Origin of the sequence: Methylomagnum ishizawai, from assembly GCF_900155475.1 — a bacterium.
Classification (GTDB): domain Bacteria; phylum Pseudomonadota; class Gammaproteobacteria; order Methylococcales; family Methylococcaceae; genus Methylomagnum; species Methylomagnum ishizawai_A.
Map to the genome: position 1 here is coordinate 3,272,388 of NZ_FXAM01000001.1, position 25,487 is coordinate 3,297,874.

General features: G+C 63.3%; 25 protein-coding genes. 15 read left to right on the forward strand and 10 right to left on the reverse strand.

What is annotated here, in order from left to right:
- The first annotated feature begins 189 nt into the window (after positions 1-189).
- The 6 genes from B9N93_RS14560 (at position 190) to atpD (ending at position 6,523) form a co-directional block, all read left to right on the forward strand.
- A complete protein-coding gene (locus B9N93_RS14560; RefSeq protein ID WP_085214858.1) occupies positions 190-870 on the forward strand; it encodes a DVUA0089 family protein in 681 nt (226 codons plus the stop codon).
- 28 nt (positions 871-898) lie between these two features.
- Positions 899-3,031 carry a beta strand repeat-containing protein gene (locus B9N93_RS14565; protein WP_085214860.1) on the forward strand — a complete coding sequence of 711 codons (2,133 nt, stop codon included), beginning with the start codon at positions 899-901 and terminating at the stop codon, positions 3,029-3,031.
- Between the two features lie 96 nt (positions 3,032-3,127).
- Positions 3,128-3,724 (forward strand): phage tail protein, encoded by a 597-nt coding sequence (locus B9N93_RS14570; RefSeq protein WP_085214862.1) that lies wholly within the window; start codon positions 3,128-3,130, stop codon positions 3,722-3,724.
- Positions 3,725-3,813: 89 nt separating this feature from the next.
- Complete coding sequence (locus B9N93_RS14575) at positions 3,814-4,032, forward strand: Nif11 family protein (RefSeq protein ID WP_085214864.1); 219 nt, start codon at positions 3,814-3,816, stop codon at positions 4,030-4,032.
- Positions 4,005-4,997, forward strand: coding sequence for a sulfotransferase (locus tag B9N93_RS14580; RefSeq protein WP_254899398.1), 993 nt, complete (start codon positions 4,005-4,007; stop codon positions 4,995-4,997). The genes B9N93_RS14575 and B9N93_RS14580 overlap by 28 nt, the downstream gene beginning before the upstream one ends.
- Positions 4,998-5,134: 137 nt before the next feature.
- Positions 5,135-6,523 (forward strand): F0F1 ATP synthase subunit beta, encoded by a 1,389-nt coding sequence (atpD, locus tag B9N93_RS14585; protein WP_085214868.1) that lies wholly within the window; start codon positions 5,135-5,137, stop codon positions 6,521-6,523.
- A gap of 23 nt (positions 6,524-6,546) precedes the next feature.
- On the opposite strand, the gene ubiB is transcribed toward atpD, so the two are convergent.
- From ubiB to B9N93_RS14625, 10 genes are all read right to left on the reverse strand, one after another.
- Positions 6,547-8,163, reverse strand: coding sequence for a ubiquinone biosynthesis regulatory protein kinase UbiB (gene ubiB / locus B9N93_RS14590; RefSeq protein ID WP_085214870.1), 1,617 nt, complete (start codon positions 8,161-8,163; stop codon positions 6,547-6,549).
- Positions 8,164-8,171: 8 nt separating this feature from the next.
- A complete protein-coding gene (locus tag B9N93_RS14595) occupies positions 8,172-8,822 on the reverse strand; it encodes a ubiquinone biosynthesis accessory factor UbiJ (protein WP_085214871.1) in 651 nt (216 codons plus the stop codon).
- 3 nt (positions 8,823-8,825) lie between these two features.
- Positions 8,826-9,572 carry a bifunctional demethylmenaquinone methyltransferase/2-methoxy-6-polyprenyl-1,4-benzoquinol methylase UbiE gene (ubiE, locus tag B9N93_RS14600; protein ID WP_085214874.1) on the reverse strand — a complete coding sequence of 249 codons (747 nt, stop codon included), beginning with the start codon at positions 9,570-9,572 and terminating at the stop codon, positions 8,826-8,828.
- 67 nt (positions 9,573-9,639) lie between these two features.
- A complete protein-coding gene (locus B9N93_RS24800; protein ID WP_125469000.1) occupies positions 9,640-10,233 on the reverse strand; it encodes a hypothetical protein in 594 nt (197 codons plus the stop codon).
- A 167-nt stretch (positions 10,234-10,400) separates the two neighbouring features.
- Positions 10,401-10,571, reverse strand: a complete 171-nt coding sequence (locus B9N93_RS25575) for a hypothetical protein (RefSeq protein ID WP_176225267.1) — start codon at positions 10,569-10,571, stop codon at positions 10,401-10,403.
- Complete coding sequence (locus B9N93_RS14605; RefSeq protein WP_217807306.1) at positions 10,561-11,037, reverse strand: type II toxin-antitoxin system VapC family toxin; 477 nt, start codon at positions 11,035-11,037, stop codon at positions 10,561-10,563. The genes B9N93_RS25575 and B9N93_RS14605 overlap by 11 nt, the downstream gene beginning before the upstream one ends.
- Positions 11,038-11,070: 33 nt before the next feature.
- Positions 11,071-11,418, reverse strand: a complete 348-nt coding sequence (locus tag B9N93_RS14610) for a gamma-butyrobetaine hydroxylase family protein (RefSeq protein ID WP_085214878.1) — start codon at positions 11,416-11,418, stop codon at positions 11,071-11,073.
- 57 nt (positions 11,419-11,475) lie between these two features.
- Positions 11,476-12,801, reverse strand: a complete 1,326-nt coding sequence (gene hslU, locus B9N93_RS14615; RefSeq protein WP_085214880.1) for an ATP-dependent protease ATPase subunit HslU — start codon at positions 12,799-12,801, stop codon at positions 11,476-11,478.
- A 2-nt stretch (positions 12,802-12,803) separates the two neighbouring features.
- The gene (gene hslV / locus B9N93_RS14620; RefSeq protein WP_085216286.1) at positions 12,804-13,361 is read right to left on the reverse strand and encodes an ATP-dependent protease subunit HslV; all 558 of its coding nucleotides are present in this window, start codon (positions 13,359-13,361) and stop codon (positions 12,804-12,806) included.
- Between the two features lie 209 nt (positions 13,362-13,570).
- Complete coding sequence (locus B9N93_RS14625) at positions 13,571-13,942, reverse strand: YidH family protein (protein WP_085214882.1); 372 nt, start codon at positions 13,940-13,942, stop codon at positions 13,571-13,573.
- A 160-nt stretch (positions 13,943-14,102) separates the two neighbouring features.
- Between B9N93_RS14625 and B9N93_RS14630 the strand changes: the two genes are divergently transcribed.
- The 9 genes from B9N93_RS14630 to B9N93_RS26730 all read left to right on the forward strand — a co-directional run bounded on the left by B9N93_RS14630 (position 14,103) and on the right by B9N93_RS26730 (position 25,456).
- A complete protein-coding gene (locus tag B9N93_RS14630) occupies positions 14,103-15,347 on the forward strand; it encodes a porin (protein ID WP_085214884.1) in 1,245 nt (414 codons plus the stop codon).
- Between the two features lie 2 nt (positions 15,348-15,349).
- The gene (locus tag B9N93_RS14635; RefSeq protein WP_085214885.1) at positions 15,350-15,760 is read left to right on the forward strand and encodes a hypothetical protein; all 411 of its coding nucleotides are present in this window, start codon (positions 15,350-15,352) and stop codon (positions 15,758-15,760) included.
- Complete coding sequence (locus tag B9N93_RS14640) at positions 15,760-17,445, forward strand: sensor domain-containing diguanylate cyclase (RefSeq protein ID WP_085214887.1); 1,686 nt, start codon at positions 15,760-15,762, stop codon at positions 17,443-17,445. The genes B9N93_RS14635 and B9N93_RS14640 overlap by 1 nt, the downstream gene beginning before the upstream one ends.
- Before the next feature lie 57 nt (positions 17,446-17,502).
- The gene (gene adk / locus B9N93_RS14645; protein ID WP_085214889.1) at positions 17,503-18,147 is read left to right on the forward strand and encodes an adenylate kinase; all 645 of its coding nucleotides are present in this window, start codon (positions 17,503-17,505) and stop codon (positions 18,145-18,147) included.
- 115 nt (positions 18,148-18,262) lie between these two features.
- Positions 18,263-19,681, forward strand: coding sequence for a 3-isopropylmalate dehydratase large subunit (leuC, locus tag B9N93_RS14650; protein WP_085214891.1), 1,419 nt, complete (start codon positions 18,263-18,265; stop codon positions 19,679-19,681).
- A 21-nt stretch (positions 19,682-19,702) separates the two neighbouring features.
- Positions 19,703-20,344: a 3-isopropylmalate dehydratase small subunit gene (gene leuD, locus B9N93_RS14655; RefSeq protein ID WP_085214893.1), complete on the forward strand. Its 642-nt coding sequence runs from the start codon at positions 19,703-19,705 to the stop codon at positions 20,342-20,344.
- 97 nt (positions 20,345-20,441) lie between these two features.
- Positions 20,442-21,527: a 3-isopropylmalate dehydrogenase gene (gene leuB / locus B9N93_RS14660; RefSeq protein ID WP_085214895.1), complete on the forward strand. Its 1,086-nt coding sequence runs from the start codon at positions 20,442-20,444 to the stop codon at positions 21,525-21,527.
- 23 nt (positions 21,528-21,550) lie between these two features.
- Positions 21,551-22,573, forward strand: a complete 1,023-nt coding sequence (locus B9N93_RS14665) for an aspartate-semialdehyde dehydrogenase (protein WP_085214897.1) — start codon at positions 21,551-21,553, stop codon at positions 22,571-22,573.
- Between the two features lie 162 nt (positions 22,574-22,735).
- Positions 22,736-25,456: a motility hub landmark protein FimV gene (locus tag B9N93_RS26730; protein WP_125469002.1), complete on the forward strand. Its 2,721-nt coding sequence runs from the start codon at positions 22,736-22,738 to the stop codon at positions 25,454-25,456.
- Positions 25,457-25,487: the final 31 nt, after the last annotated feature.

Here is a 25,487-nt window from a genome sequence, read left to right on the forward strand (position 1 = left end):
GCAACATTTTCTGTGCGAACCCCCTTGCATTGAGCAATATTTTATATTTCAACCATAATTTAAACGGATTTACCCACCATAATCACGGCAATCCCGTGAAAACACGTCCTGTTTTTGATACCCTATGGGCAGAACCCGCTTGGTTCATTACTCAGTATCGACCGCGGTATCCGAAATATGGAGAACAACATGAGCAAGCTTCCTTCCTTGACCCCGGCGGCGTTATTGATATATGCCACCTTGCACGCATCCGCCACTTGGGCGGCACCCATCCAGTTCTCGGGCGATTTCACCCAGGACAATGACGAACAATTCTTCACCTTCACACTCACCAGCGCAGCCGATCTCACCCTGACCACCACCTCCTATACCACGGGCGGCTTCGCGCCTTGGCTATATCTTTGGGATTCCACCGGCACCTACGTCGGCGAATCCGCGAACGGTTCCGGCGATTCGGAGGCTTCGATCAGCTTGACCGGCCAGCGGGCCGATACCTACTACGCCGCACTGGTCCAATGGCACAACACTCCCAACTCGTTGGATTTCCCCGGCGCCCCGGCCAGCTTCGACAGCGTGTTCGATCCCGCCTTGTTCACCCATTACGGTTCCGCTCCCACCGATACCAATTACACCGCGCTTGACACCGGTTGCGATGGGGGTGGCCTCGGGGTGGCTTATTTCTACGATGCCGATCCCCTCAGCTTCTGCGCCTCGCGCACCGGCCATTGGGCGCTTGACATCGAAAGTACCGCCCTCTCGGCGACCAGCCTCTATCCCGTCCCCGAACCGGCCACCCTGGCTTTGGTATTGACTGGCCTTGCGGGCTGCGCCCCCATCGCCCGCCGCCGTGCCGCGGCGTATAAGGCTTAAAAACAAACTCCGCACAGGCCAAAACCCAATGAAACTCCAATCGACCCCTTTGCGTGCCGTGCTGGCGCTCACGGGCTTCCTGCCAACCACCGCGGTCCATGCCTTCACCGCCCCCGTGGTGGCCGATACTTTTATCCAATCCAACAATCCCACCTCCACCGGCGGGACGGGCACCCTCCTCAAAGTGATCGCCTCGGGCGGCATCGTTAACAAAACGCTGCTCCGCTTCGACCTGTCCGGGCTGCCCGCCACCCTCACCTCCGCCGACATTGCCAAAGCCACCTTGGTACTGTTCGCCAACAACGCCACCACTTCCGGCCCGCTCGTGGTCGAACCGATCACCAGTTCCTGGAACGAAGCCACGGCGACCTACACCACCGCGCCCACCGTCGGTTCGGCCATCGGCACCACCACCAACCCCTCGACCAATGGCTATGTCACCTTGGACGTGACCGCCGAGGTCGGCAACTGGGTCGATGGCGTCGCCAACGACGGCCTGATGATCGAACCGGGCGCGGCCACCATGGGCGTCACCCTCGACAGCAAGGAAAGCACCGGCACCAGCCACCCGGCTTATATCGAAATCGCCCTGAAAAGCGGCGGTGTGACCAGCGTTGGTGCCACCGCCCCGCTCTCCGCCACCGGCTCCACCACCCCGACCATCGCCCTGACCGGGATCGTGGACGATACCCATGTGTCCGACAGCTTGACCCTCACCGGAGGCAGCATCGATAGCGTCGTGATCGGCGGCAGTGCCCAAGCGGCGGGCCATTTCACCACCTTGACCGCGACCGGCGGCTTCCTCAACGACGTCACCATCGGCAACGCCACCCCGGCGGCGGGCAGTTTCACCAGCCTGACGGCCAGCAGCGGCTTCCTCAACGGCGTCATCATCGGCGGCAGCACCCAAGCGGCCGGCAGCTTTACCACGCTGACCGCGACCGGCGGCTTCCTCAACGGCGTCACCATCGGCGGCAGTACCCAAGCGGCCGGCAGCTTTACCACGCTGACCGCGACCGGCGGCTTCCTCAACGGCGTCACCATCGGCAACGCCACCCCGGCGGCGGGCAGCTTCTCCAGCCTGGGCGTTGGCACCACCACGCCGGATGCCAGCGCCGCGTTGGAGATCGCCTCCACCACCAAGGGTCTCTTGCCCCCGCGCATGACCACTGCCCAGCGTACCGCCATCGCCACCCCGGCCACCGGCCTGGTGGTGTACGACACCGATCTGTCGGCGCTCCAACTCTATAACGGCTCGGCCTGGGCCGGACTCGGCGGCACCAGCGGTGTGACCAGTATCAACGTCAGTTCCCCCCTCACCAAAACCGGCAGCAGTACCGCCCCGACCATCGGCCTCGGCACCGTGGGCGTCACCAACGGCGGCACCGGCGCGACCAGCCTCACCGGCTATGTCAAGGGCAACGGCAGTGGGGCCATGACCGCCACCACCTCAATCTCCGGCTCCGATGTCAGCGGCAACATCTCCGGCAATGCCGCCAATGTCACCGGCACCGTCGCCGTCACCCACGGCGGTACCGGCGCGACCAGCCTCACCGGCTATGTCAAAGGCAACGGCAGCGGGGCCATGACCGCCGCCGCCTCAATCCCCGGCTCCGATGTCAGCGGCAACATCTCCGGCAACGCCGCCAATGTCACCGGCACCGTCGCCGTCACCAACGGCGGTACCGGGGCCAACACGGCGGCGGGAGCCAGGAGCAACCTCGGCCTGGGCAACGTGGCGACCCTGAATACCAATAGCTCGACCTCCCAGTTCCTGCGGGGTGATGGTTCTTGGGCGACACCGCCCAGCGGCGGTTCGTCGGCCACCTTCAGCAACCCCGGCGCCGTCTCGGCCAACGTCACCCTGGGCACCGGCATGACCGATATCGCGAGCTTCACGGTGGCCTCCAACGCCATCGTGACGATCACCTTGGCGACCACCATCAGCAACGTCGGCAGGGAAATCGCCATCACCGACAACAGCAACAACGTCATCACATCGCTCTGGATGGTGGGCACGCCGACCACGATTGACGGCAACGTTGCACTCACCGCGGTGCTGCCCTCATCCGGCACCACGACCTACAAGCTCAGGGGCTTCGCGGCCACCACCTCCAGCGTGACGGTGAGCAGCTACACCATCAGGAAAGTCGAGTTCTAAACCTCCCGCACGCACTTTGAAATCCGCCCGCCAGCCGCCGCCCTGGTGGACGCTTCTCCCTTCAACCGGCGGTAACCCTCAACTTCGGAGACATTTATGGATGGTTATATCGGACAAATCACCACTTTCGCGGGCACTTTCGCGCCACGCAATTGGCATTTTTGTGATGGAACAGTCCTACCAATACAGCAATACGCCGCGCTGTACTCCATAATAGGCACCACCTATGGTGGCGATGGCAGGAGCAACTTCGCCCTGCCCGACCTGAGGGGCCGGACGATAGTCGGTGCCGGCTCTGGCCCAGGGCTGTCCCCCCGCGTCCCGGGAACCAAAAGCGGTGCGGAAACCGTCACGCTGTCCATCGCCCAAATCCCGGCCCACACCCATGCCCTGACCGCCCAGGCCAACGTCTCCATCCCCGGCACCAAGGCGTCCACCAGTGCCGGCAACCAGTCGTCCCCGGCCGGTAACATCCTGTCCGTTCCCTCGGACGGTGGCGGCCTCGGCGTCCAACCCTATGCCCCGACCGCCACCGCCAACACCACGATGGGCGATTCCGCCAGCGCCACCGCCAGCTTCAGCAACGCGCCCACCACCGCCACCGGCGGCGGCGGCTCCCACGACAATATGCAACCCTACTTGGCCTTGAACTACATTATCTGCCTCACCGGCCTGTATCCAGCCCGGTCATAAGCCTGCCGCGGCCCATCCCAGAGTAGCGATGGGCGGGTGGTTTCCACCCGCCCATCCGCGGCTTCTCCCATAGCCATCGCCGGAAACCCATGCCCGACACCGCGGCCATCCTCGACGCCTTGCGCCACACCCTCCAACAAGACCCCGCCTTGCAAGACCGGCTGTTCGCCCTCGAAGACCCCGACGCATTCGCGGCGGCGCTGGCGCGGCTGGGCGGGGACACCGGCCAACCCATCGCCGTGGACGCGCTGCTGGAGGCGATGCGGCAAGGAAGGCGCGAATGGATCGAAAGGGACATGCCATGGTGAGTCCGCAAGACCCGCTGCGCGGCTGGATTCCGTTCTATCTCAAGCACGACCAGGTGCATTGGGGCTATATGGGGCGGGAACGCTTCGTCGAACCCTTCTGCCTGGACACCCTGCACAAACTGGCCGGGCGGCCTTTCAACCGGCTACTGCGCCAGCGCACCGGCCTGGAGACCTTACTGGAACGGGCGGCAAGCCATCCCGGCCTGCCGGTGCGCGGCTTGGTCTTCCATATGAGCCGTTGCGGTTCCACCCTCGCCGCCCAATCCCTGGCGACCCTGGACGATGCGGTCGTGCTGTCGGAGCCGCCGATCCTCGACACCTTGCTGCAATGGTTGGCCACCTCGCCCGAATTGGACGCCGCCCACGGCCCGGCTTTGCTGCGGGGGCTATTGTCCGCCCTCGGCCAACCCCGGCGGGCGGAAGACCGCCGGTTGTTCGTGAAAACCGACGGCTGGCACATGTGCCATGGCGAACGGCTACTCGCGGCCTTCCCCGGAACACCCTGGGTTTTCCTCCACCGCGACCCGGTGGAAGTGCTGGTTTCGCAAGCCCGGATGCTGAGCGCCTTCGCCGTGCCGGGCGGTTTGGTCCACCACGGCCTGCACCCGCCGATGGAATTGCCGAGCCAACCCCTGGAACACAGCGCCTGGGTGCTGGGCCAAATCCTACGCGCCGCCAGCGCCGCCCTGGACCAATACCCAGGCGGTTTGCTGCTCGGTTACGACCAACTGCCCGACGGCCTGGATACGCGGCTGGCGGAACATTTCGGCCTGGCGTTGGATGGAGCGGCGCTCGCCGCTTGGCAAGCCGTCCGCGCCCGCGACGCCAAGCTTCCGGGACAAAGTTTCCGGCCCGATTCCGCCGACAAACAAGCCAGCGCCACCCCGGCCATCCGCGCCGCGGCGGCCCGCTGGCTGGACGCGCCCTATGCCGAATTGCTGAGGCGCAAGGCACCCGCCGCTTGAAAACCAAGCCCGGCGCGGCGGATCGCCACCTGTTCTCGCCGCATCCCGGCGACAACCGGCATTGACGTGGGGCTGGCATACGGCGCAGCCGCTGGCGACAATGCCCGCCAGCCACCCGCTTCCAGAGGATGCCCCGTATGGACGACCCCGCCCGACCCGCCACCGCCCGGCCCATCGGCCACATCGTCCAAATCCACGGCCCGGTGGTCGATATCGAATGCGACCCGCCACCGCCGCTCCATCGCGCCCTGTACGCCGTCGCCGGTCCCGAACGCCCGGTGTTCGAGGTCCATCAACACCTCGCCCGGACTTTGGTCCGGGCCATCGCCCTGGGCCGCACCGCGGGACTCCGGCGCGGCATGGCGGTCCACGACAGCGGCGGGCCGCTCGGCGTGCCGGTCGCGCCGGAAGTCCTGGGGCGCTTGCTCGATGTGTTCGGCGCACCCCTGGACGACGGCCCGCCCCTGCCCCGCCAGGAATTCCGTCCGCTCCTCGCCCCGCCGCCCGCCTTGCACGAAGCCAGCCCGGCCCGTGGCCTCCTGCCCACCGGCATCAAGGTGATCGACCTTTTATGCCCGTTCGCGCGGGGCGGCAAAACCGGCTTGTTCGGCGGGGCGGGCGTGGGGAAGACCGTGCTGATCATGGAGTTCATGCACGCCATCGTGGCGCTGCACCAAGGGGTATCGGTGTTCGCGGGCGTGGGCGAGCGCATCCGCGAGGGCCATGAACTTTGGCACGGGATGCGCGATGCCGGGGTGCTGGACCACGCCGTGCTGGTGTTCGGGCAGATGGACCAAGCGCCGGGGGTGCGCTTCCGGGTGGCGCTGGCGGCCCTGGCCTACGCCGAATACCTGCGCGACGCCCTGGGCAAGGAGGTTTTGTTCTTGCTCGACAACGCCTTCCGCTTCGTGCAGGCGGGCAGCGAGGTGTCGGGCTTGCTGGGCCGGATGCCGGCCACGGTGGGCTATCAACCCACCCTCTTGGGCGAGGTCGCCGAATTGGAGGACCGCATCGTCTCCACCCGGAATGGCGATATCACCTCGGTGCAGGCCATCTACGTGCCCGCCGACGACATGACCGACCCCGCCGTCGGGGCCATCCTGGGCCACCTCGACACCCGCGTGATCCTGTCGCGGGCGCAGGCGGCCAGGGGCATCTATCCGGCGGTCGATCCCCTGGCCTCGGCCAGCACGCTGATGGACCGGCACATCCTGGGCGACCGCCATTACGCCGTGGCCGAAGGCGTGCGGGAACACCTGGCCCGCTACCAGGAGTTGGAGGATGTCATCACCATGCTGGGAATCGAGGAATTGTCCGAACAGGACCGGCTGACCGTGCGGCGGGCGCGGCGGCTACAGCGCTATCTCAGCCAGCCGTTCCATGGCGTGGCCGGACATACCGGCATCGCCGGGGTGTCGGTGCCCTTGGAACGGACCTTGGCGGATTGCGAAGGATTTTTACGCGGCGTCTACGACGATACGCCGGAGGAAGGCTGTTATATGCGGGGGGCGATGGGTCCGGCTTGATCTGGGTGGGAATCCACACCGCGTCAAAGCCAAGCGCCAATCCACAAGCCCAAACCCAAGGCCGCGCACAAGCCCGCCGCCACCGGCATCGCGCCCAACAACAAACTCCCGCTGATGAGCAGCGAACCCCCGGCGATCCCGGCCAGGTTCCGGCGCTGGTTGCGGCGCAATTCCTCCCGCAGCCCCGCCAATTCCCGCGAACGGAACTCCACCGCCAGCTTGCCGCCCACCACGTCGGCCAGCGCCCGATGCACCAGCATCGGCATTTCCGACCAATGCTCGGCCCATTGCGGCGCTTCGGTCTGCACCTTGCGCAGGGCGGCTTTCGGTCCCATTTCCTCCTTGAACCAGCGCTCCAGGAACGGCTTGGCGGTCTGCCACAGGTCCAGATCGGGATAGAGGTCGCGCCCGAGTCCTTCGATATTCAGCAGGGTTTTTTGCAGCAGTACCAATTGCGGCTGGATTTCCATATCGAAACGCCGCGCCACCTGGAACAGCCGTAGCAACAAATGCCCATAGGAAATCTCCTTCAAGGGCTTCTCGAAAATCGGCTCGCACACGGCGCGGATGGCCGATTCGAATTCCTCCACCCGGCTGTCCTTGGGAATCCAGCCCGATTCGATGTGCATTTCCGCCACCCGCCGGTAATCCCGGTTGAAGAAGGCGCGGAAATTCTCGGCCACATAATGCTTATCCTGGTGGGAAATACTGCCAACGATACCGAAATCGACCGCGATGTATTTGGCCTCCGGCGTCACGAAGATATTACCGGGGTGCATATCGGCGTGGAAAAAGCTATCGCGCAATACCTGGGTGAAGAAAATCTCCACCCCGCGCTCGGCTAATAGCTTCAGGTCCACGCCTTCCCGCTTGAGCCGGGCCACGTCGCCGACCGGAATCCCGGCAATCCGCTCCATCACCAGCACTTCGCGGCGGGTATAGGGCCAGTGGATTTTGGGGATGTAGAGCATCTCCGAATCTTCGAAATGGCGGCGCATTTCGGCGGCGTTGGCGGCTTCCCGCACCAAATCGAGTTCGTCCAGGATGGTTTTCTCGAATTCGGCCACCACTTCCACCGGGCGCAGGCGGCGGGCTTCGGGCCAGAAGCGTCGGGCCAGTTGCGCCACTTCCCGCAGCAGGGCGATATCGGCGTGGATTTGCTGTTCGATGTCCGGGCGCAGCACCTTGACGATGACTTGGGAACCCTCGTGCAAACGGGCGGCGTGGACCTGGGCCACCGAGGCCGAGGCCAGCGGCTCCGGGTCGAATTCCGCGAACAACTCGGACACCGGCTGGCCCAGCGCCTGTTCGACGATACGCTGGGCGGCTTCTCCTGGGAATGGCGGCACCCGGTCTTGCAGTTTCACCAATTCCTCGGCCACGTCGTCGGGCAGGAGATCACGGCGGGTGGAAAGCGTCTGACCGAATTTGACGAAGATCGGACCCAGGTCTTCCAGGGTGCGGCGGATGCGCACCGCCCGCGGTAAATCCCTGGATTCGCGCCAGGCGTCCGGCGCGAGTTTGCCGAAATGGCGCAGGGGACCGAGCAAATGAGTGGCTTCGAGGACTTCGTCCAGTCCGTGGCGGACCAGCACCCGTTGGATATGCAGCAGGCGGCGGATGAGTTTGGGATGGATCACGGGGGTTTTTAGTCTGGCGTGGGGAGGGTTTCGGGGACCGCGGCTTGCGATTCCAGGCGCTTGATCCGGGCTTCGAGCCGGTCGCGGTCGGAGCGCAGCCGGTCCACGGCCTTGAAGAAGGCATCGGCTTCGGCTTGGGCCGGGAGTTCGCGGGATTCTTCCTGCCAGAATTCGGCGAGATTGGCCTCGAAGCTGGCGGCGGTGTCGCGGGTCCAGTCGCGACCCGAGCGGAACAGGTCGAACAAAGTGGCGGCGGCGACCGCGCCGGTGTGGCGGGCCAGGAGTCCTTGCCAATCGATATCCAGCTTGCGGAACAGGGCTTGGAAACGGTGGGCGGTGTCGGTGCTGCCTTGCATCGCGATTTCCTGGGCGAACAGGCTCTGCTCCGCCGAACCGCCCAGCCCCAGCTTGGCGAACGCCAGCGGCGTACCCGACAGGGTGACATCCGGCATGGTGCTGGTTTCGGTCAGGATTTGCACGCCGCTTTCGGTGGGGCAGAAATACACGGTCGCACCGAAGGGCAAAATCCGCAAGGCCACCAGCTTGCCCGCGATGGGAGCCAGCAGCCGGTGGCTGTCGGGGTCCAGCGCCAGATAGCGGGCGATGGCGGTTTCCAGGGTTCCGGCCAGGACGGAGGCCAACCAGGGATGCGGGGCCATGGCTCAGACCTTATAGCCCCGGTGGATCGCAACCACGCCCTGGGTCAGGTTGAAATATTCGCAGCGCTCGAAACCGGCCTCGACCATCATGCCTTTCAAGGTTTCCTGGTTCGGGTGCATGCGGATCGATTCGGCCAGATAGCGGTAGCTTTCTTCGTCCCCGGCCACCAATTTGCCGATCAAGGGCAGCAACTTGAAAGAATAAAGATCGTAGGTTTTTTTGAACAACGCCCCTTGTGCCTCGGAGAATTCCAGCACGATCAAGCGGCCACCCGGTTTCAGCACGCGGTGCATGGATTTCAGGGCTTCATCCTTGTGGGTGACGTTGCGTAGGCCGAAGGCGATGCACACGCAATCGAAGGCGTTATCGGGGAACGGCAACTTTTCGGCGTCGATCTGGGCATAATCGACGCCCTCGGCCACGCCGTCGTCGATGAGGCGGTCACGCCCCCGCTTGAGCATCTCGGCGTTGATGTCGGACAGGATCACCCGGCCCTTGTCGCCGACCCGCTCGCGGAACAGGGCGGTCATGTCGCCGGTGCCGCCCGCGAGGTCCAGCACCTTTTCGCCGTAGCGCACATGGCTGAGCTGGAGGGCGATGCGTTTCCAGATGCGGTGGATGCCCATCGACATCAGGTCGTTCATCAGGTCGTATTTGCCCGCGACCGAATCGAACACGGAGCGGACGAGCTTGGCTTTTTCGTTGGTGGGGACTTCGCGGAAGCCGAAATGGGTGGTTGGGTCGGTCATGTTTATCTCTGATAACTGGGGCTATTTTTGATTCGGATTCGGAAGGGATAAAACTTAAAATTTAGCGCTACCTACGCCCACGATATTCAATTGTCCCGCTACTAATACCAAGGTCGGCGCGGACTGCGTTTAGGAGGGTTATTGCCAGCGAACGAATTTCATGCCAAGAAGGATTTTTGTTGTCATATATTATGTCAAGCAGTAAATCGATCAGTGCATCGAACCGGTCCATAACCTCTTGATGGGCAAGCATGGCTAGATAACCATATACTTGGAGTCGTTGCATTAAAAAGCGTTCGATAACTTCTTTCTGAACGATTTTTTCAGGGTTTATTGATGCTTGCTCAATTTCATGAAGAAAGTTGGATATTAGGTCTATCGATAATCTGTATATATTAATTTTGTCGTTATGGTGTTTTAAGTGCGTTTCTTTTTCTATGGTTAGCCAATGATCTATCTGAGCCAACTTGCTATCGGTTTGTATTTTTAAGTTCGCCTTGATTGATTCAAGCTCTTTTTCATGTTTCGCTCGTTCTTCTGCAAGAAGCTTGCTTGCCCAAAATTTGCCGAGCCAAGAAGATAAACCAAATAAAACAACGGCAGCACCTCCTAGAGACGTAATTATTGCTGCGGCAACTTCAAAAATATCGACTGGTCTCATGGATGAATTCCGAGAGAGAACTGGAATTAAGTGGCCTCCTGCTCAAACCGAACCACTTCCACATCAAGCCGCTCCCGTACCACATGTCGCCCTATTAGCAGCACATCGACGGCATCCAAAGCTTTGGCGTGGAAATACCGCTTGCCACATTCGCTGAAAATTTCAGTTTAATTCTTAGATTGCGGTTGAGTTTGTCGCTCGCGATTAATCAGCTTAGCAAGATGTTTTTTCTCACTTTCCTTAATCGCGGCCAATATGCGGTTCAAATCATTACCGTGTTTGGCAGCGTGGGCGATTCTAAAGCTGCGAATTTCCTCGACAATAGGATCATCTTTCATTGATTAACTCCTCTGGGGAACAGAGTATTGGGCTTTTATAATCGAACTGCCTGATTATTTTGGCGATTTTATCCCTGGTGTTGGCGTTATTAATGTGTTTGAAGTTCCAAGTCAGCAAAAAATCAATGTTTTGCACGGCGGCAATGGCGATGTGCAGCGCGTCTTCTGTGCTGGAGGCGGGAACCGCCTGTGCTGAAAGTAGTACTTCAGCTAGGGCTTTGGCTCTCTCTGTGGCCTCCAATATGGGTATATTCTCTACGATGGCTAAACGGTTATTTGCGGCGACGGTATCCCCGGATGCAATTTCCTGCAAGACCAATTCCGAAATAAATGTTTCGAACGAACTTTTATACTCATTCCACCATTCAATGGTAATGGCTTGTCTCGCTGCGACCACAATATCCCTACTTGGCCGGGCGGTGATATAACTGATGACCGAGGATTCTATATAAACCGATTGCATCACGGCCAGATTGAAAGTTTTGGGTTATTAAACCAATTAAATTCCAGTGGCCGCCAGCTTCGCCAAATACTCATCCCACAACTGCGCCTTATTTGCTCCCAGGTGATAAAGATATTCCCAGGTATAAATCCCGCTATTATGGCCGTCGCTGAAGGTCGGGCACACCGCGTAATTCCCCACCGGGCGGATTTCGGTAATCCCCACCGCCTGCTTGCCGACCTGCAATATCTCCTGCCCTGGGCCATGGCCCTGCACCTCGGCGGACGGCGAATAGACCCGCAAGAATTCGCAAGGCAATTCGAAACGGGCACCATCCTCGAAGCTAATTTCAAGGAAGCGGGATTTCTGGTGCAGTTTGATATCGGTGGGAATGGGAGCATTCATAAGGGACTTCCGGTGTGGCGGGCGGAGCGCGGAAAACCCATTTCCCGCGCCCAGCGGTTACAGGATATAGCGGCTCAAGTCTTCATCCTTGGCGAGTTCGCCCAAATGTTCTTCGACATATTTGGCGTCGATCTTCACGGTTTGGCCGGAATGGTCGGGCGCGTCGTAGGAGACGGTTTCCAACAGCCGTTCCAGCACGGTGTGCAGCCTCCTGGCACCGATGTTCTCGGTGCGCTCGTTGACTTCCCAGCTAATCTGGGCCAAGCGCTCGATGCCTTCGGCGGTGAATTCCAGCGTGACGCCCTCGGTTTGCAGCAGGGCCGAATATTGCTCGGTCAACGAGGCGTTGGGTTCGGTCAGGATACGCACGAAGTCGCCGACCTCCAGCGCGCTCAATTCCACCCGGATCGGGAAGCGGCCCTGCATTTCCGGGATCAGGTCCGAGGGCTTCGACAGATGGAACGCGCCCGAAGCGATAAACAGGATATGGTCGGTCTTGACCATGCCGTATTTGGTGCTGACGGTGCAGCCTTCAACCAGGGGCAGCAAATCGCGCTGCACGCCTTCGCGGGAGACATCGGGACCGCCGCTGTAGTCGCCGCGCTTGCAAATCTTGTCGATCTCGTCGAGGAACACGATGCCGTTCTGCTCGACCGACTCCACCGCCCGCAGCTTGATGTCCTCTTCGTTGATCATCTTGGCCGATTCCTCCTCCTGCAACACCTTGAAGGCGTCCTTGACCCGCAGCTTGCGGGTGCGGGTGCGGCCCGTGTTCATGCTTTGGAACAGGCTTTGCAGTTGGCTGCTCATTTCCTCCATGCCGGGCGGGGCCATGATTTCCACGCCGATGGAAGAATTGATCTCGATGTCGATTTCCTTCTCGTCCAACTCGCCATTGCGGAGTTTCTGGCGGAGCTTCTGCCGGGTCGGGGATTCGGCGCTGGCCTCGTCGCCGTTCCAGCCGGTCGCGCCGGGCAGCAGCACGTTGAGGATGCGTTCCTCGGCGGCTTGCTCGGCTCGTGATTGCACCTTGTTCATCTCGGTCTGGCGGGTCAGCTTGACCGCCGCGTCGATCAGGTCGCGGATGATGGATTCGACATCGCGGCCCACATAGCCCACCTCGGTGAACTTGGTGGCCTCGACCTTGATGAAGGGCGCGTTGGCGAGCTTGGCGAGACGGCGGGCGATTTCGGTTTTGCCGACGCCGGTGGGGCCGATCATCAGGATGTTCTTGGGGGTGATTTCTTCGCGCAAGGCGTCGTCCACCTGGGTGCGCCGCCAGCGGTTGCGCAGGGCGATGGCGACGGCGCGTTTGGCGGCGGCTTGGCCGACGATGTGCTTGTCCAGCTCGTGGACGATTTCTCGCGGGGTCATGGGGGTCATGGTTATTCTTGCAAGTCCGATTGCAGGTCGAGTTCTTCGATGGTGAGGTTGCGGTTGGTATAGATGCAGATGTCGGCGGCGATGTTCAGCGAGCGCTCGACGATGTCGCGGGCGTCGAGTTCGGTGTTCTCGTACAGGGCGCGGGCGGCAGCCTGGGCGAAGGGACCGCCGGAACCGATGGCGATCAAGCCGTTCTCGGGTTCGATCACGTCGCCGTTGCCGGAGATGATCAGCGAAGCCTTGCTGTCGGCGATGGCAAGCAAAGCTTCGAGACGGCGCAACATGCGGTCGGTGCGCCAGTCCTTGACCAATTCGACGGCGGCTTTGGTGAGATTGCCGCGCTGTTTTTCCAACTGCCCCTCGAAGCGCTCGAACAGGGTGAAGGCGTCGGCGGTGGCCCCGGCGAAGCCCGCCAGCACCCTGCCATGATAGAGGCGGCGGACCTTGCGGGCGTTGCCCTTCATGACCGTGTTGCCGAGGGTGACTTGACCGTCGCCGCCGATCACCACCTTATCGCCGCGGCGGACCGAGACGATGGTTGTTCCGTGAAATGTTTCCACGCTGTTTTCCATTAGAGAGCAAAGCGGCGATTGTACATGATTGGCCGGGGTTCAGCCTGGCCGGAGCCGGGCGATGTCCTCGGGGGCGGGGCCGGTTTTGGCGGCGATGGGAGCGTCGTCGAGCAGGCCGGATTTTCGGCCCGTAAGCCTTGCTACCCGCCCTGCCGGGCAGCTTTTGCCTCCGCTCGAACCTATCCGCCGCCGGGCCCCTAATTCCCGCCGACGAACAAATACCCCAGTAAAACCAGCCCCAGCACGGCCACCAGCAGGTTGGAAGCCATCCCGAGGCCGACCCGGTAGCCTTTGGGGATTTCCACCGGCTTCAGGCTCTTCAGGACCGTGCGGTATTGCAGGGTCGACCCCAGGCCGATCACGGCCCCGGCCAGGATAAAGACGATCCCCACCCAGAACGATATGCCCCGCGACCAAGGCCCGGTGTGGTCGCCCGCCACCAGCCGCATGAATAAACCGAAACGCTCGATGACGAAGCCGAACGCCATCCAGGCCAGGCTGGTGCGGTTCCAAGCCAGCAGGGTCCGCTCGGCGGCGAAGAAAACGCGGGGATCGTTCAGGTCGGACATGGGGTTCTCCAATCGGTGGATGGGCCGGGATGGCGGGGATGGCAGCGGCCCCGGCTGTGGTTTGTTAAACCAACTATGCTTGTTGCCAGCAGCACCCCCTCCCCATCGCGCACAGAATAAACCCATAAGGCACCGTCCCACGGCCCCACGGAATACCCCTATGCTCCCGCTCCGCGCCACCTGGAAACCCGGGCTCGCCGCCGCGTTGCTGGCCTTGCCCGCCGCCACCTCCGCCGATACGCCGACCTGGAGTTTCAAGGGGTTCGGCACACTCAGCGTCAGCGGCACCGACACCGACCTCATCCAGTTCCGCCGCGACACCACCCAGGGCAATGGCGTCACCCGCACCTGGGGCGTGGACCCGGATTCCCGGCTCGGCCTACAACTCGACGTGGATTTCGGCCCCTCCTGGCGGGCCGGGATACAATGGGTGGCCCGCAACCATGCCGGACAGTTCATCGAGCAGAACCTGGACTGGGCCTTCCTACGCTGGAGCCCGGAGGAAAACCTCGACTTCCGGGTCGGACGGCTGGGCTTCGATGTGTTCATGCTGTCCGACTACCGCAACGTCGGCTATGCCTATCCCTGGATGCGCCCGCCGCACGAGTTCTATGCCAGCCTCCCGACCTATCACTTCGACGGCATCGACCTGTCCCACAAAACCCCGCTCGGCGGCGGCTACCTGACCGCGAAGAGCTTCGTGGGCTATGCGTCCTATACCGTGCCCAGCTTTTTGTTCGACCTGGACCTGGGCGCGGTCATCGTGGGCGGCAGCCTCGGCTACGAGAGCGGCGACTGGCGGGCGCGGCTCGGCTACAACTACGCCAAGACCAAGACCGACCTGCCGATCCAACCGCTCTACGCCGCGCTGGACAATCCCTGGGTGAACACGGTCTGGCCGGGTGCCAACACCTATCCCGGCATGATTTCGCCCCAGAACAGGGACCTGCATTATATTTCCGCCGGCCTGGCCTACGACGACGGCGGGTGGCTGGCGCAACTGGAGGCGTCCTACACCGACTCCCAAGTGGTCAGTTTTCCTTCGGTGGCCAGTGGCTACCTGAGCCTGGGACGGCGGGCCGGTCCCGTCACGTTCTACACCCTGCTGGGCATTTCCGAGACCCTCCGCCACACGGCGACCCTCCCCCGGCCCTGGCTGGCGACGCCCGCGGTCGATCTGCTCTGGCGCGCGGCGGACAGCCTCATCAACGCCAATAGCGTGGACGAAAAATCGGTGTCCCTGGGACTGCGCTGGGATGTCTACGAAAACATCGACCTGAAAGCGCAATGGAGCCATTACTGGCTGGGACAGAACGGCGCCCAGCTCTGGGTGGAACCCGAGTTATCCGCTCCCACGCCCGGACAGGTCGATGTCTGGTCGCTGGGCGTGGACTTCGTGTTCTAGCCATGAAGGCCCCACTCGCCGCCCTGCTCGCCCTGGCCCTGGCGCCGACGGCTTCCGCCGAGCTGGCGGTCATCGCCAACCGCAAGAACGAACTCGCCCCCCTGGCCACGGAGGAGGTCCAGGATGTCTTCCTGGGCCGGACCCGCACCTTCCCCAACCATAGGTTCGCCCTGCCCTTCGACCAATCCTCCCCGCTCCGGGGCGAGTTCTATCAGAAGCTCACCGGCCGCCCCCTGGCCCAGATCGACGCCTATTGGGCCAGGATCGTGTTTTCCGGGCAAGGCTCGCCCCCGCCCAAACTGCCGGACGACGCGGCGATGTTGCAGATGGTGCGGGAAAACGAGGACGCCATCGGATACATTGATAAAATCCACACAGATAACACGATCAGGGTGCTGTTGATACTGCCTTAATGAATACCTCGACGCGACAACAACATTTGCATCTCAAGCTGGCGCGCGCGGTGTTTTGGACCGCCCTGTTATTGGCCTTGCTAACCTCGGTGGCGCTGTTCATGGCCGAATTCCAATGGGCCAGCGAAAAAACCGAAACCCGGCTCAACCAATTGCTGGACACGGTGGAAACCACCGCCGCCGTCGCCGCCTATTCCGGCAACTCCGCCATCGGCGCGGATGTGCTGGACGGCCTGCTGCGCAACGATATCGTCCACGAGGCCCGGTTGCTCAACGACCGCGGCCTCGACCTCCACCGGCTGCGCGAGACCGGCCATGCCAGGGTTCCCCCCGGTCCCGTCTTGGTGCGCGACCTGCATTCGCCCTTCGGCGAGCGCGAAGTGGTGGGGCGGCTGCTGGTGTTCCCGGAAGCCCGCGTCAACCTGCGGGAAGCCCGCCACGCCGCCCAGGTCGGGGCGCTGACTTCCTCCGTGCTGATCGGGCTGACCGCCTTGCTGGTGCTGGGCTTGGTGCGGTCTTCGCTGTCCTTGCCGCTGTCGGGGGTATCCGGTGCCTTGCACGCCATCCGGGCCGGGGAACAGGAGCGCCTGAAACCCTTGCCCCACCACCGCGACGACGAACTCGGCCAACTGGTGAACGATATCAATGGCCTGTTGGCGACCCTGGAGGAGAAATTCGCCGCCGAGCGGCTACTGCGGAAAGAAGTCCAGGTGGTGGAACGGCGGCTACGCGAGGTGTTCGAGAACACCAGCGCCGGTATCTTCCTACTGGACGGGCAAGGCCACCTGTGCATGGCCAACCCCACCCTCGGACGGGTGCTGGGCCTGCCGGGGCTGTCGCCGGAATCCCTGGTCGGGCAGGATTTCCCGGCCCTGGCCTTCGCCGACCCGGAGCAATTCCACCACCTTTTCCATCAGGCCGGGAGCCATTCCACCGCCATGGACCTCAAGCTCAGGCACCACGACGCGGGACCGGCCTGGGTACATTGCCTGCTGTCGCGCCAGACCGACGGCCAAGGCGAAACCCGTTACGAGGGCGTGGTGTACGACATCACCGAGCGCCGTGCCCTGGAACTCCGCACCCAACACGAGGCCGATCACGACCTCCTCACCGGCTTGTTGCGCCGCCACGCCGCCGAGCGCGAATTGCGGCGGCGGCTGGACGCCTCCTCCCACCAACCCCAGGCCGTGCTACTGCTGGACCTGGACCATTTCAAGGCGGTCAACGACACCCACGGCCACGCCGCCGGCGACCGCGTGTTACTGGAAACCGCCCAGCGCTTCAAGTCCTGCGTGCGCTCGGGCGATATCGTGGGCCGGCTGGGCGGCGACGAATTCCTGATCGCGCTGCTGGATTGCGCCTCGTTGGACCAAGCCCGGCGGGTCGCCCACGAGATCGTGGACCGGGTGGTACAGCCCATCGCGCTGGACCAGGGCATCGGCGTCACCATAGGCATCAGCATCGGCATCGCCCTCTCCCACGGCCAGGGGTTGGAGGATTTGCTGAGGGCGGCGGACCTCGCCATGTACGAGGTCAAGCGCTGGGGCCGCAACGGCTACGCCAGCCCGCTGCCCGAAGGCGCGATCCGGGTGGAACGGCGCGACACGGCGGGCGCATGGACCCAGGCCGACACCCTCCCGGCACCGAAATCCCCGGACGTATCCCAGGAATCCATCTCCGTGTGACAGGCTTGGTCGTTTTATGAAAGAATTGGGTATTTAATCCACAGCGGAGACCATGAAATGCGCGTGATCCTTCTGGGCAGCCCCGGTTCAGGAAAAGGCACACAGGCCAAGGCCATCACCGAGAAATACCACATCCCCCAAATCTCCACCGGCGATATGCTACGCGCCGCGGTACGCGAAGGAACGCCCCTGGGCCTGGCCGCGAAGCAGGTCATGGACGCCGGGCAATTGGTATCCGACGACATCATCCTGGGAATCATCAAAGAACGCATCGTCCAGCCCGACTGCGCCAACGGCTTCCTGCTGGATGGTTTTCCCCGTACCATCGCCCAAGCCGAGGGTCTCGAAGCCCTGGGCGTCGGCATCGACCGCGTGGTGGAGATCGTGGTGGACGACGAGGAAATCGTCGGCCGCATCACCGGCCGCCGGGTCCACCCCGGCTCGGGCCGCATCTACCATGTGACATTCCATCCGCCCCAGGCCGAGGGACTCGACGATATCACCGGCGAACCCTTGATCCAGCGCGACGACGACAAAGAAGACACCGTCCGCAAACGCCTGGACATCTACCACACCCAGACCCAGCCCCTGGTCGATTACTACCGCGCCCAGGCCACGGCGGGCGGGCTGAAGTTCGCCAGCATGGACGGCGTCGGCAGCGTGGACACCATCACCGCACGGCTGTTTCTCGCCCTGGAATAAGGACCGTTCCCCAGGCCGGGACCGACCCCCGGCCTGCCACCGCACGGCTCCAAGATTCGCCAAGAAATCGCGCCGCGCATCCTTCCCAACCCCTAACCTCGAGCATCCAGCGCCCATGGCCGGCAAAACCCTTTTCGACAAGTTATGGGACAGCCACTTGGTCTGTTCCGAAGCGGACGGTTCCGCCCTGATCTACATCGACCGCCAATTGATCCACGAAGTCACCTCGGCCCAGGCTTTCGAGGGCATGCGGCTCGCGGGACGCAAGCCCTGGCGGACGGCGGCCAACCTCGCGACCGCCGACCACAACGTGCCCACGGCGGGCCGCGCCCAGGGCATCGCCGATCCGGTCTCCCGCCTGCAAGTGGAAACCCTGGACAACAATTGCGCCGAGTTCGGCATCACCGAATTCGACATGGCCGACCCGCGCCAGGGCGTGGTGCATGTGATGGGGCCGGAACAGGGCGCGACCCTGCCCGGCATGACCATCGTCTGCGGCGATTCCCACACCGCGACCCATGGCGCGTTCGGGGCGCTGGCCTTCGGCATCGGCACTTCCGAAGTGGAGCATGTGCTGGCGACCCAGTGTTTGGTGCAATCCAAGGCCAAGAACATGCTGGTCACGGTCGAGGGCGAAGTCGGCCCCGGCGTCACCGCCAAGGATATCGTCCTCGCCATCATTGGCCGGATCGGCACGGCGGGCGGCACCGGCTACAGCATCGAATTCGCCGGTTCGGCGATCCGGGCGCTGTCGATGGAAGGCCGCATGACCGTGTGCAATATGGCCATCGAGGCTGGTGCCCGCGCCGGTCTGGTGGCGGCGGATGCCACCACCTTCGCCTATCTGCAAGGCCGTCCCTACGCCCCGAGCGGCGAACTGTGGGAACAAGCCGTGGCTGCTTGGGGCGAATTACACAGCGATGCCGACGCGGTGTTCGACGCCGTGATCGAAATCGACGCCGCCGCCATCCAGCCGCAAGTGACCTGGGGCACCTCCCCGGAAATGGTGCTGCCGGTCGATGCCTGCGTGCCCAATCCCGAAGCCGAAACCGACGCGGTCAAGCGCGAGAGCATGAAACGCGCCCTGGCCTATATGGATTTGCAGCCCGGCACGCCGCTAACCCAAATCCCGGTGGATAAAGTCTTCATCGGCTCCTGCACCAATGGCCGCATCGAGGATTTCCGCGCCGCCGCCGCCGTGGTCAAGGGCCGCCAGCGGGCCGCGAACGTGAAATTGGCGCTGGCGGTGCCGGGCTCGGGTCCGGTCAAACGGCAGGCCGAAGCAGAAGGCTTGGACCAGATTTTCATCGAGGCCGGTTTTGAATGGCGCGACCCCGGTTGCTCCATGTGCCTCGCCATGAACGCCGACCGGCTGGAACCGGGCGAACGCTGCGCCTCCACCTCCAACCGCAATTTCGAGGGCCGTCAAGGCTACGGGGGCCGCACCCATCTGGTCAGCCCGGCCATGGCCGCCGCCGCCGCGGTGTTCGGCCATTTCGTGGATGTCCGCACGCTCCCGGCGGACGCCCTGTAAAGCCCCATCACGAGGAAACCGATGAAAGCCTTCCACCGCATCAGTTCCAGGGTCGTGCCCCTGGACCGCGCCAATATCGACACCGACGCGATCATCCCCAAGCAATTCCTGAAATCGATCCGCCGCACCGGCTTCGGCCCGTTCCTGTTCGACGAATGGCGCTATCTGGACCGGGGCGAACCCGAGATGGATTGCACCCACCGCCCCTTGAACCCGGATTTCGTGCTGAACCAGCCCTGCTATTACGGGGCGCAAATCCTCCTCACCCGCGAGAACTTCGGCTGCGGTTCCTCCCGCGAACACGCGCCCTGGGCCTTGGACAACTACGGTTTCCGGGTCATCATCGCGCCCAGCTTCGCCGATATCTTCTACAACAACTGCTTCAAGAACGGCCTGCTGCCCATCGTGCTGGCCACGGCGGCGGTGGACCGTTTATTCGCGGAACTGACACCCGGCGATAACCTCACGGTCGATTTGGAGAGCCAGACTATTACCGATAAGTACGGCGAAAAATTCCATTTCGAGATCGACCCTTCCCGCAAGCACCGTTTGCTGAAAGGCTTGGACGATATCGGCCTGACCCTGCAACGCGCCGACCTGATCCGGGCCTATGAAGCCCAACGCCGGGCCGAAGCGCCCTGGCTGTTCCCGGACGCGGCCTGAAGCCCCAGCGGCGGACGGGGTTCCCCCCAGCCCGCCACCGCCGCCCCCATGGGCGGCAACGCCCACCCGAAGAAAATCACCATTACCCACAGCACCCATGACCCAAAAAATCGCAGTATTGCCGGGCGACGGCATTGGACCCGAAATCGTCGCCGAAGCCCTCAAAGTCATCGACTGCCTGAACCAGGATTTCGGCCTCGCCCTCGAAACCGAAGCGGCCTTGATCGGCGGCGCGGCCTACGATGTCCACGGCACGCCCTTCCCCGAGGCCACCCTGGCCCTGGCCCGCGCCGCCGATTCGGTGCTGCTGGGCGCGGTCGGCGGCCCGAAATGGGAACCGCTGAATTATGCGCTGCGCCCGGAACGCGGCTTGTTGGGTCTCCGCGCCGAACTGGAACTGTTCGCCAACCTGCGCCCGGCCCTCTTGTATCCGCAATTGGAAGCGGCGTCCACCCTGCGCCCGGAAGTGGTCTCGGGCCTTGATATCGTCATCATCCGCGAACTGACCGGCGGCATTTATTTCGGCCAGCCGCGCGGTCGCCGCGTCAATGACAAGGGCGAGCGCGAAGGTTTCAACACCTTGATCTACAGCGAATCGGAAATCCGCCGCATCGCCCACATCGGTTTCCAAACCGCCCAGAAGCGCAATAAGCGCCTGTGTTCGGTGGATAAGGCCAATGTGCTGGAATGCACCGAGCTGTGGCGCGAAATTATGATCGAAGTCGGCCAGGAATACCCCGACGTGGCCCTGTCCCACATGTACGTGGATAACGCCGCCATGCAGTTGGTCCGCGCCCCCAAGCAATTCGACGTGATGGTGACTGACAACATGTTCGGCGACATCCTGTCCGACTGCGCCGCGATGCTGACCGGCTCCATCGGCATGTTGCCCTCGGCCTCGCTGGACAAGAACGGCAAAGGCATGTACGAACCGATCCACGGTTCCGCGCCCGATATTTCCGGCAAGGGTGTCGCCAACCCCATCGCCACCGTGCTGTCCCTGGCGATGATGCTGCGCTATAGCTTCGACGACGCCGCTTCCGCCGACCGCATCGAACAAGCCGTCACCGCCGCCCTGGACGCAGGCTACCGCACCGCCGATATCCACTCGGAAGGCACCCGCAAGGTCGGCACCGCCGAAATGGGCGATGCCATCGTCGCGGCCCTGCGGGCGTCCCGCTGATCGACCCTTTTCAGGAGGCTCCCATGAGCAAAACCTACAATGTCGCCGTCCTGGGCGCGACCGGCGCGGTCGGCGAAGCCCTGTTCTCCATCCTGGAAGAACGCGATTTCCCCGTGGGCGAGGTCTACGCCCTCGCCAGCGAGCGCTCGGCGGGCAAGCAGGTGGAATTCAAAGGCCAAACCCTGACCGTGCGGGACGTGGCCGGTTTCGATTTCTCGCTGGCCGATATCGGGCTGTTCTCGGCGGGCGCGTCGGTCTCGGAACTCTACGCACCCAAGGCGGCGGCGGCGGGCTGCGTGGTGATCGACAACACCTCGCAATTCCGCTACGACGACGACATCCCCCTGGTGGTGCCGGAAGTCAACCCGGCAGCCATCGCCCAGTACAAAACCCGCGGCATCATCGCCAACCCCAATTGCTCGACCATCCAAATGCTGGTGGCCCTGAAACCCATCCACGACGCGGTGGGCATCGAGCGCATCAACGTCTGCACCTATCAAGCGGTGTCGGGCACCGGCAAGGAAGCCATCGAGGAACTGGCGGCGCAGACGGCGGCCCTGCTCAACGGCAAGCCGATCAGCCCCGAGGTCTACCCCAAGCAAATCGCCTTCAACGTGCTGCCGCAGATCGACGTGTTCCTAGCCAACGGCTACACCAAGGAAGAAATGAAAATGGTCTGGGAAACCCGCAAGATCATGGGTGACGACCGCATCCAGGTGAATCCCACCGCAGTGCGGGTGCCGGTGTTCTACGGCCACTCGGAAGCAGTGCATATCGAGACCCGCGAAAAAATCACCGCCGAGCGGGCGCTGGAACTTTTGCGAAGTGCGGAAGGCGTCACAGTTTTGGACGAACGCAAACCGGGAGGATACCCGACGGCGGTCACCGAAGCCGCCGGGAAAGACCCCGTCTACGTGGGCCGGGTGCGCGAGGATATCTCCCACCCCAGGGGTTTGAACCTCTGGGTAGTGGCGGATAATGTCCGCAAAGGGGCCGCGCTCAATAGCGTCCAAATTGCCGAAATTTTGGCAAAAACTTACATCTAGTCTAATCTTTTCAGGGCTGTGGGCCCGAATCGGGCCTAGGGCGGGCGCTGCCAGCGATTGGAAATAAGGAGCCAAACAGTGCATAAAATCTCGAGAACCGTGGCGTTGATAGGTCTGTTAAGTCCGATGGGGGTCAACGCGCTAGGTATTGGCGATATCCATTTGCACTCCGCTCTGGACCAAGCGCTGGTCGCAGAAATCCCGTTGGTACTGTCCGGCAATGATACGCTTGCCGATGTCAAGGTCAGCCTCGCCTCGCCCGAAGCTTTCGCCAAGGCGGGGTTGGACCGCCAATATTTCCTCACCAAGCTGCGCTTCACGCCCACCCAAACCGCCAACGGCAATTACATCATCCAAGTCAGCTCCCGCGAGGCCATCACCGAACCCTTCATGGATTTCCTGGTCGAGGTCAACTGGCCGCAAGGGCGTTTGCTGCGCGAGTTCACCGTACTGCTGGACCCGCCCTCCAGCCTGCAAGAACGGGTCGCGGCCGAAATAGACTCCCCGGCCATGCAACGCCCCGGTCCCCGCACCTACGAACGGGTCGCCGAAATCCGCCGCGCTGGCGAATCCGCGCCCCGGCCCGCCCGACCCGCGCCCCGCCCCGCCGCCGCCCCGCCGCCCCCGCCCAGCGCAGACCAGCTCACCGACCAAGCCTATGGCCCGGTGCGCCGCGACGAAACCCTATGGAGCATCGCCCGCGCCCTGAACCAAGACCCCGGCGTCTCCCAGGAACAAATGATGCTGGCCCTGTTCCGAGCCAATCCGCAAGCCTTCTCCGGCTACCGTATGAACGGGCTCAAGGCCGGCGCGGTGCTGCGCCTGCCCAACCGCGATTTCATCGCCCGGCTCGCACCCGGCCAAGCCCGCTCCGAATTCGCCCGCCAGCAAGCCCAGGGTAGCGGAACATCGGCCTACGACACCGGCGGTCCCCAGCTCAAGCTCACCCCGCCACCCGAGGCCCGGCCCAGGAACCCGGGCGGGCTTCCCGGCGGCGACACCCCCGCCAGCCGGGCCAAGAGCGAACAGGCGCTGGAAGTCGCCGAATCCGCCAAGCAGGAAACCGAAGACCTAAGATCGCAACTGGCCCAGCTCCGGCAGCAACTCGGCGATATCCAACGCCTGCTGACCTTCAAGGATGAGCAAATCGCCAGCCTACAGGCCCAGCGCGGCGCACCGGCCACGCCGCCGCCCAAGGCCACCGGCGCGGAAACCCCGGTCCAGCCAGCGCCAGTCTCCAAACCCGAACCCGCCACCACCGCGAATCCGCCGTCGACCGCCAAACCCGAGCCCACCGCCACCGCGCCCACACCGCCACCGGCAGCGGTGCAACCGCCGCCCAAGCCCAGTGTACCCCCGGTCGCCAAACCCACCGCGCCCGCCAAACCGGCCACGCCCCCGGCTCCGGTCCACGTGGCGGAAACCCCGTTCGACTTCAGCCCCTACCTTTACGGGGGTGCCGCCCTGGGCCTGGTCGGCTTCGGTGCCATGCTGCTCATCCGCTGGCGCAACGCCAAGATCGCGGCCACCGAGAGCATCCTGCTTGCCGCCGAACGCGAAGGCAATCCACAACACACCCCGCTCCCCACCCTCAAGGCGCTGGAAGAAACCCCGGAACCGGTCATCACCACCAAGAGTTCGTTCCTCAGCGAATTCACCCCCAGCGATTTCGACGCGCTAGGCAGCGAGACCGACGAGGTCGATCCGGTGTCGGAAGCCGATGTCTACCTCGCCTATGGCCGCTACAAGCAGGCCGAGGAACTGATCCGCCACGCCATACAGCAGCATCCCGACCGCGACGAGTGCAAGCTCAAGCTGCTGGAAATCTACTACGCCACCGAAAACCGCGCGGCCTTCGAGAACTATGCCCGCGAACTCAAGGGCCAGCGCAAACACCAGCAAGAGAATTTCTGGAGCAAGGTCGAGGAAATGGGCCGCGAACTCCTGGCCAACAGCGACCTGTTCAAAGCCGCCCCCCCAACTCCTTCCCGCAGCATAGGAGGGGCCGACCCCGCCAAATCCTCGGTCCCCGCGTCCAGCCCGCTTGGCTCCCTGGACCTGTCCGACGAGTTGATCGACGATCTGAAGCGCTTCGAAATCGAATTCATGGAAGACGGGCCGGAGGCCGGGGACGACGCCGAACTTGGCTTCCTCTCCCTGGACGGGCTGGACACCGACGACACCGCGGCGACGCCAACCCCCGCCCGCGCCGCCGAAGCGAAAACCCCCGCGCCCGCCGCCAAAGAGCCGGAACAAGCCCTGTTCGACGCCCTGGAATTCGACCTCGATTTCCTGAAGGCGGCGGACGCCGAACCCGAGGCCACCCCGCGGCGGGACACCGGGTCGATGGAGGAACTGGAGAACCTGATCCCCTTTAGCCTCGATCTGGAACCCGCCTCCGAACCGGAAGAATCCCTGCTGGCGGACAACGGTCCCGCCGACAAAACCATCGACGACATCCTACGCGAACTCACCGGCCAGATCGGCCAGGAACCGGCGGCAACCTCCGAGGCCGGTCCGGCGGCGGAGCGCACCCCGCTGGGCCGCTTCGATTTCGACCTGGACCTGTTGGAACCCGCGCCCGCCATCGACGAGATCGAAGCATTCCAAGCCCCCGCCCCGACCGACCTCGAACCCGAACTCCAGGCACAGGAAGAAGATTTGTTCGCCGGATTGACCGACATGGATCAATTCGAGACCAAGCTGGATTTGGCCAAAGCCTACGCCGACATGGAGGACGAGGATTCGGCCAGGGAAATCCTCCTGGAAGTCGCCACCCACGGCAACGACCGCCAAAAAGCCGAAGCCACCGCGTTGCTGGACAAACTGGACGGTCACAACGCCAACCTTTCCCTCGCGGGGCAACAGGGCAGGCGGGTATAGCCATCGCCCGTGGGCGGTCCGGGAGCGCCCC

Bases quoted from the DNA above. Each gene is read 5' to 3' on its own strand.
- B9N93_RS14575 (WP_085214864.1), top strand. From the start codon at position 3,814: ATGCCCGACACCGCGGCCATCCTCGACGCCTTGCGCCACACCCTCCAA.
- leuC (WP_085214891.1), top strand. From the start codon at position 18,263: ATGGCCGGCAAAACCCTTTTCGACAAGTTATGGGACAGCCACTTGGTC.
- ubiE (WP_085214874.1), bottom strand. From the start codon at position 9,572: ATGACCGACCCAACCACCCATTTCGGCTTCCGCGAAGTCCCCACCAAC.
- B9N93_RS14625 (WP_085214882.1), bottom strand. From the start codon at position 13,942: ATGTCCGACCTGAACGATCCCCGCGTTTTCTTCGCCGCCGAGCGGACC.
- B9N93_RS14580 (WP_254899398.1), top strand. From the start codon at position 4,005: ATGGATCGAAAGGGACATGCCATGGTGAGTCCGCAAGACCCGCTGCGC.
- B9N93_RS14565 (WP_085214860.1), top strand. From the start codon at position 899: ATGAAACTCCAATCGACCCCTTTGCGTGCCGTGCTGGCGCTCACGGGC.
- B9N93_RS14665 (WP_085214897.1), top strand. From the start codon at position 21,551: ATGAGCAAAACCTACAATGTCGCCGTCCTGGGCGCGACCGGCGCGGTC.
- atpD (WP_085214868.1), top strand. From the start codon at position 5,135: ATGGACGACCCCGCCCGACCCGCCACCGCCCGGCCCATCGGCCACATC.
- hslU (WP_085214880.1), bottom strand. From the start codon at position 12,801: ATGACCCCCATGACCCCGCGAGAAATCGTCCACGAGCTGGACAAGCAC.
- B9N93_RS14635 (WP_085214885.1), top strand. From the start codon at position 15,350: ATGAAGGCCCCACTCGCCGCCCTGCTCGCCCTGGCCCTGGCGCCGACG.
- B9N93_RS25575 (WP_176225267.1), bottom strand. From the start codon at position 10,571: ATGAAAGATGATCCTATTGTCGAGGAAATTCGCAGCTTTAGAATCGCC.
- B9N93_RS14595 (WP_085214871.1), bottom strand. From the start codon at position 8,822: ATGGCCCCGCATCCCTGGTTGGCCTCCGTCCTGGCCGGAACCCTGGAA.
- adk (WP_085214889.1), top strand. From the start codon at position 17,503: ATGCGCGTGATCCTTCTGGGCAGCCCCGGTTCAGGAAAAGGCACACAG.
- leuD (WP_085214893.1), top strand. From the start codon at position 19,703: ATGAAAGCCTTCCACCGCATCAGTTCCAGGGTCGTGCCCCTGGACCGC.
- B9N93_RS14570 (WP_085214862.1), top strand. From the start codon at position 3,128: ATGGATGGTTATATCGGACAAATCACCACTTTCGCGGGCACTTTCGCG.
- B9N93_RS14630 (WP_085214884.1), top strand. From the start codon at position 14,103: ATGCTCCCGCTCCGCGCCACCTGGAAACCCGGGCTCGCCGCCGCGTTG.
- leuB (WP_085214895.1), top strand. From the start codon at position 20,442: ATGACCCAAAAAATCGCAGTATTGCCGGGCGACGGCATTGGACCCGAA.
- B9N93_RS14640 (WP_085214887.1), top strand. From the start codon at position 15,760: ATGAATACCTCGACGCGACAACAACATTTGCATCTCAAGCTGGCGCGC.
- B9N93_RS14610 (WP_085214878.1), bottom strand. From the start codon at position 11,418: ATGAATGCTCCCATTCCCACCGATATCAAACTGCACCAGAAATCCCGC.
- B9N93_RS14560 (WP_085214858.1), top strand. From the start codon at position 190: ATGAGCAAGCTTCCTTCCTTGACCCCGGCGGCGTTATTGATATATGCC.
- B9N93_RS24800 (WP_125469000.1), bottom strand. From the start codon at position 10,233: ATGAGACCAGTCGATATTTTTGAAGTTGCCGCAGCAATAATTACGTCT.